Source organism: Candidatus Borrarchaeum sp. (genome assembly GCF_019058535.1).
Taxonomy (GTDB): Archaea; Asgardarchaeota; Sifarchaeia; order Borrarchaeales; family Borrarchaeaceae; genus Borrarchaeum; species Borrarchaeum weybense.
Genome location: NZ_JAHPYX010000253.1, coordinates 1 through 5,234, shown reverse-complemented (window position 1 = coordinate 5,234; position 5,234 = coordinate 1). Strand labels below are relative to the sequence as shown.

Genomic DNA, 5,234 nt, shown 5'->3' with positions numbered 1-5,234 from the left:
TTCCTGGCCATAGCCATGTCGACATCTTTGATTTCAATGCTTCCAGTAGTCAGATTAATATCTGCCCATTTGCCCATATATCCATTTGCCATTTTTCATATTTCCTCCTAACTCAAAACGTTTTGAGATACAAATTTTGTATCTAAAAAGGAGTGTGGACTACTTTATAATGAAAGGTTATATAAAAACCTTAACTTTAAGGAGCGCAGGGATATGAATCATTATACATATCGATGAAAATGAACTTAGTAACGAGTAGATTCATTAATCATCAAATTAATTAAATATCAGAGATAGAGCATCATCAAAAATCGTGTTGGCTTGAAGTACATTAAGCTATGTAAAGTATACAAATATACTATAAATCCTTAAAATTAAATTGCAAATAAGCACTTTTCAGGTGTTTTACGGGGATAAAACAGTTTTAAAATCAAATATACGAATATACTCTGATTTCGAAGATTTTAATTGGTAATGGATGTTTTTCCTCTTTTTTAGGTAGAGTATACTAAATTTAAATAACTGTTTAAATAAATGCGTGTCTTTTAAACGTATCAAATTCAAAAACTGGTGGTCTTCTTAATGGAAAGGTATCGTCTTCGTTGTAATGGAGTAATGAATTCACTTCCAAGTTGCTTTAATACTTTTGTATAAAGATTTTTCTGGGTTGCCATTCGATAATAAAGGTACAAGATGGTTAGCCAGCAGTATGCCAAACATAAAGATTGATACGATTATTAAATTCATCATGTAAGGCTTTCGCATTTAGAGTGTCAGGGAGTTCTTTATCGTTCTTAGAGACTTCAAATGTTTCGATCGTGAGATCAGTAGTTATTGCTGTTGGCCAGAACCCCATATGATGATCCATATCACGCCATCCATAGATTTTAAGTCGGATGATTACCTCTCCTGCAGGACTTGTCCGAATACCTTCTATGATACCCTCAAAGTCGATATCTTCTTCTTTCAGTACTTCTTTTTTTATAAGAGTTATCCCCATGCTTTCAAGGCATACTGCTGAATTTGAAAATACCAAGCCTGGAAAATTTGTCCCTCTAAAGCGTCGTTGGCTCAACATAAGGTAATGCCACCTCATTCATTCTAATAAGTAAGTAGTCGATACGAGTCATTTAAACTTCTTCAAACCCTTTTTTGTTTTTTAATCTAAGAATTGTTAAGAAAAACAGGTAAAAAAAAAGAGGAAAGGAACTTTTTCGTATTTATGCGATGCCGTATCTTTTCTGTGTTTCTTCAGTCGGCTTGCCTTCATTATCATATCCACGAGTCTCGTAGTACATCGGCAACATTTTATCGATTGGCACGGTATTTCCTTTTGATGGTCCTTCAGGCATAGGATCCTCAAGCATTCTGGTTGCTAAGGTGTCGTCCTTTCTGCCAAATCCTTCTCGTGCATTAAACATTCGTTCAAGATTCCAAATGCGTGCGCCCACCTCATCGACCATATCGGCAGTCCAATCCCAGCCAGTGGCTGGTTTTAGTAAGTTTGCAAACTCCTGATTACCCATAGCGAAGGAAACAAACAGACAAATCAGACTGGAGTCTAGAAGTGCGGTGAAGTTCTGGAAGGCAATTAACATATCGATCGTCTTTTGGCCTGGGTCGAACCGCGGCAATTGCTCAGGTGCACCTAAGATTTCTGGATTGATCATGTATGCACGTATGTGGCATGCGCCTCTATTAGATGTGGCATATGCAAGTCCGTGTCCTTTTGACCCTCTTGGGTCATAAGCTGGCATGCTTTGTCCTTTTGTCACCATCGCGTACTTTTCAGCACCTTTACCCCATTTCTGTGCAGCAACTATTTCACCATCTGCAAGGATTTTACCGATTCCTTCCACTTTACCTATTTGTTCGGCGACTTTTATCATAGCCTCAGCATTTCCGAATTTGAGTTCGATACCACCCGTGTCCTCTGTTGTGATAATGCCTTTCTCAAAGCACTCCATAGCGAATGCCGTCGTCGTACCCGCTTGAATCGCATCGAGCCCGTATAAATTACACAAGTGATGTGCTGTCATACAATAGTCAATATCGTCTACGCCACAGTCAGCGCCCCACGCCCACATGTTCTCGTATTCCGGCCCTTCCATTTCAGTTCCAGCAAAAGGTCCTTTTTCGATTTTAGACCATCGTCCACACATAATTCTACAGCCTTTGCAACCAACAGGCTTGATTAATCGATTTTCCTTAAGATATTCACCGGAAGTAACCTCAGCCCCTTCAAATACACCTGTCTGGAAGTTATGTGTTGGATAAATCCCAGCACCATTTATAATATTAACAAGCAGGGCCGTACCAAGCGTATTAAGTCCTCCTCCTGGCTTCGTTACATCGCTTACTTTCATTGCTTCATCTTCATTCTTTTTGACAGCTGCCCTGTATGCCTCCTCGTCATATAAGGAGACTGTTTGTTTTCCTCTTGCCACTATAGCCTTTAGGTTCTTTGAACCCATAACAGCCCCATGTCCACCTCTTCCAACGGCACGATAGAATCGGTTCATTATAGCCGCTAATCTCTTCATATTTTCTCCAGGTGGTCCAATACTTGCCACACCAATTGAATTGCGTACTAATTGTTCCATGTCCTTTCCTGCTGAAGATGGATCTAATTCTTCAAGAATCATTTTTTCTGTTTCGAAAACATCTTTGCCCCAAAGGGCTGATGCATCTTTAAACTCCACTTTTCCATCATCTAAGAAGATCCAAGTCGGTTTATCAGCTTTGCCAGTGATGACGAGCCAATCAAACCCCGCAGCTTTAATTGCGTGACCGAAATCTCCACCGCAGTGCGAATCGTGTACTGTGTTTGTTAGTGGACTTTTTGTGACACTACAGAATCGTCCAGAACTCGGAGCACCTGTACCTGTTATTGGACCCGTTGCAATAACGATGATGTTGTCTGGTGAGAATGGGTCTGTTCCTGGCTTCAATCGGTCATAAAGAATTTTAACACCGACACCTCGTCCTCCGACCCAGGTTTTGGTAAAACTCATGTCAACATCTTTAATTTCAGCACTCTTCTTGTTTAGGTCGATATCGACCCATTTACCCATGTATCCATTTGCCATTTTTCACATTTCCTCCTATTCGAATATATTTTTTCACATTTCCTCCTACTTGAATCTATTTTTTATCTGAGAGGTAGTGTGATTATATGTATCAGCAAACGTTATATATATACATAAGTATATTAAAATATGCATCAGCATACATATCGAGAAAAAATCACTCACCGAATATCAAATTTGAACCATCTCCGAGACGGAAGTTAAGATATCTATTGATTCATGGATGGGTGAGTCTCCCCTGTATACCCTTAAAATTTGCGTAAAAGGCGCGCATTATTTTTGTTTATAATGATCGATCATGACATTTAACTGCCTGAAAACTTGAAATACGCATAATAGAAAAGAGATGGGAAAAAATATATATACATATTAATACATAAAAATATGCATAAGCAGGCACATAGAAGAAAACTGCCCACTAAATAGCGATTCAGAAAGAAGATCCACTTTTAATGTCAAAAACACAGGTTTGTATATATTAAAAATGGGAAATAACGTACTGACCCTATAATAAGAAAAGGGATAGCCAGGGGAAACCCCTTCTTATAGAACAAGATAGAGTAATACTAGATAGGTCTTATTAATGGTATCAATAAAATCAGAACATGGATCACCCATAATTTTTTGTGGTATACATGAACCAGAAGTACCACCATACGTAGAAAAGGAAGTAGGATATCTCGCAAATAGATGTGGATACTACGATCTCAAAACAGATACAATTTACATTTTTTTGAACAGTCCATGTAACCACAAACCGAGAAACTTGGCAGATACAATAATTCATGAAACAATCGAAAGAGCGGTACACAGAGTTTTCTGGGACGATTATATCAAAGCAACCTCTTTTTCACATCTTTTCATAAAGATTTCAAGAGAGTCAGATATAATGCTTACCATTGAGGAAAATAATGACATGAAACAGTCATCTTGAAACTCTTTAAAACATATGAAAAAGATAACTATTTTAATCTCAAATAACTTCGCGCAAGTTTGTAGTATTCCTCCGCATTCCATCTTATCAATTCCAACTGCTCTTCATTCACTGTTTTGACAGGCTTTGCAGGAATACCGAAACAGATGCTGTTTGGCGGAATAATTGAGTTCTGTGTAACTACCGCACCTGCACCAATAATTGAATTAGAGCCGACTTTTGTATTATTCATAACTGTAGCGTTCATGCTTATGATAACGTTGTCTTCTATAGTGGCACCGTGTACAATTGCGCCATGCGCGATTGAGACATACTCGCCAATCACTACCGGGATGCCTGTATCCCTTTCACGAGTCCATCCAGGATGGATTACCGCATTATCTTGGATATTAGAAAAGCGACCTATCTCTATGCGACCTACATCTCCCCTCACGACTGCACAATTCCACACAGAAGCGTTTTCTGCCAGTTCCACATCTCCAATGACATTAGCTGATGGGGAAATAAAAACTGATTCGTGTATGCGCGGCTTTTTTTTCAGGTTACTTGCCACTATTTCTTCCAGATTTGACATCTTATTTGCACCAATTCTATATGTTTACTGAATCGTTCAACGCAATTTCTATAACTAGTTTTAAAGTTTCTCTTATTTCCAAGTTATTTAAGATATTTTTTCAAATAAAACTGATAAGAATGTGTTCAAATTGATTTCAGTTCTAATATTTTTTCTGTAAAAGATTCGTGATCTGGGTTGATTACAGGGATTGTACCTAAAATTCCTCTGAAGTCACTGTCGTATGTAACGAATATATCCGCATTGGAATTAATGGCAATAACAGCGTGTAAAGCCTCTGCTGCATATAGATTTCTATTGAAGATCTGGTTTCTGGATGCCATAATTGCTGTTTTTGTCACGGGCACTAGTGTTAATATCTTTTTTTGATTCATTTCACCAATATCGCTTAAGAAGAAATCGAGAGTAATGTTGGCGTCTTTTTCGCTAATTGTTCCTAAATTGGATTGCTTCTTAAGAGCACGAAACATTTCAAGAATCGTCCATTCACAAGTCACACCATAAAAGTTTTCAGTTAATTGATTTAACAGCCAGTCAGCATGTTTTTGATTCTCAACAGGGCAATACGCATTGTAAAACACATTCGAATCTAAATAAATCGGCATTATTCTTCCTCCCTAACAGAGCGAATTGCTTC

5 protein-coding genes are annotated in these 5,234 nt (G+C 38.2%); 1 reads left to right on the top strand and 4 read right to left on the bottom strand.

Annotated elements, in window-relative coordinates; translation table 11 throughout:
• Nucleotides 1–697: 697 nt before the first annotated feature.
• Nucleotides 698–1,078 (bottom strand): hypothetical protein, encoded by a 381-nt coding sequence (locus tag QVB70_RS15405; RefSeq protein ID WP_287588088.1) that lies wholly within the window; start codon nucleotides 1,076–1,078, stop codon nucleotides 698–700.
• Nucleotides 1,079–1,220: 142 nt separating this feature from the next.
• Nucleotides 1,221–3,089, bottom strand: a complete 1,869-nt coding sequence (locus tag QVB70_RS15400) for an aldehyde ferredoxin oxidoreductase family protein (RefSeq protein ID WP_287588086.1) — start codon at nucleotides 3,087–3,089, stop codon at nucleotides 1,221–1,223.
• A gap of 583 nt (nucleotides 3,090–3,672) precedes the next feature.
• Between QVB70_RS15400 and QVB70_RS15395 the strand changes: the two genes are divergently transcribed.
• Nucleotides 3,673–4,023 carry a hypothetical protein gene (locus QVB70_RS15395; RefSeq protein WP_287588084.1) on the top strand — a complete coding sequence of 117 codons (351 nt, stop codon included), beginning with the start codon at nucleotides 3,673–3,675 and terminating at the stop codon, nucleotides 4,021–4,023.
• 28 nt (nucleotides 4,024–4,051) lie between these two features.
• Here the strand turns inward: QVB70_RS15395 and QVB70_RS15390 are convergent, their stop codons facing one another.
• Nucleotides 4,052–4,597: a gamma carbonic anhydrase family protein gene (locus QVB70_RS15390; protein WP_287588081.1), complete on the bottom strand. Its 546-nt coding sequence runs from the start codon at nucleotides 4,595–4,597 to the stop codon at nucleotides 4,052–4,054.
• 125 nt (nucleotides 4,598–4,722) lie between these two features.
• Nucleotides 4,723–5,202, bottom strand: a complete 480-nt coding sequence (locus tag QVB70_RS15385) for a type II toxin-antitoxin system VapC family toxin (protein WP_287588073.1) — start codon at nucleotides 5,200–5,202, stop codon at nucleotides 4,723–4,725.
• Nucleotides 5,203–5,234: the final 32 nt, after the last annotated feature.

What these genes read in the sequence shown, in the direction of transcription:
- QVB70_RS15400 (WP_287588086.1), bottom strand. Translation starts at nt 3,089, where the DNA reads ATGGCAAATGGATACATGGGTAAATGGGTCGATATCGACCTAAACAAG.
- QVB70_RS15405 (WP_287588088.1), bottom strand. Translation starts at nt 1,078, where the DNA reads ATGTTGAGCCAACGACGCTTTAGAGGGACAAATTTTCCAGGCTTGGTA.
- QVB70_RS15390 (WP_287588081.1), bottom strand. Translation starts at nt 4,597, where the DNA reads ATGTCAAATCTGGAAGAAATAGTGGCAAGTAACCTGAAAAAAAAGCCG.
- QVB70_RS15395 (WP_287588084.1), top strand. Translation starts at nt 3,673, where the DNA reads ATGGTATCAATAAAATCAGAACATGGATCACCCATAATTTTTTGTGGT.
- QVB70_RS15385 (WP_287588073.1), bottom strand. Translation starts at nt 5,202, where the DNA reads ATGCCGATTTATTTAGATTCGAATGTGTTTTACAATGCGTATTGCCCT.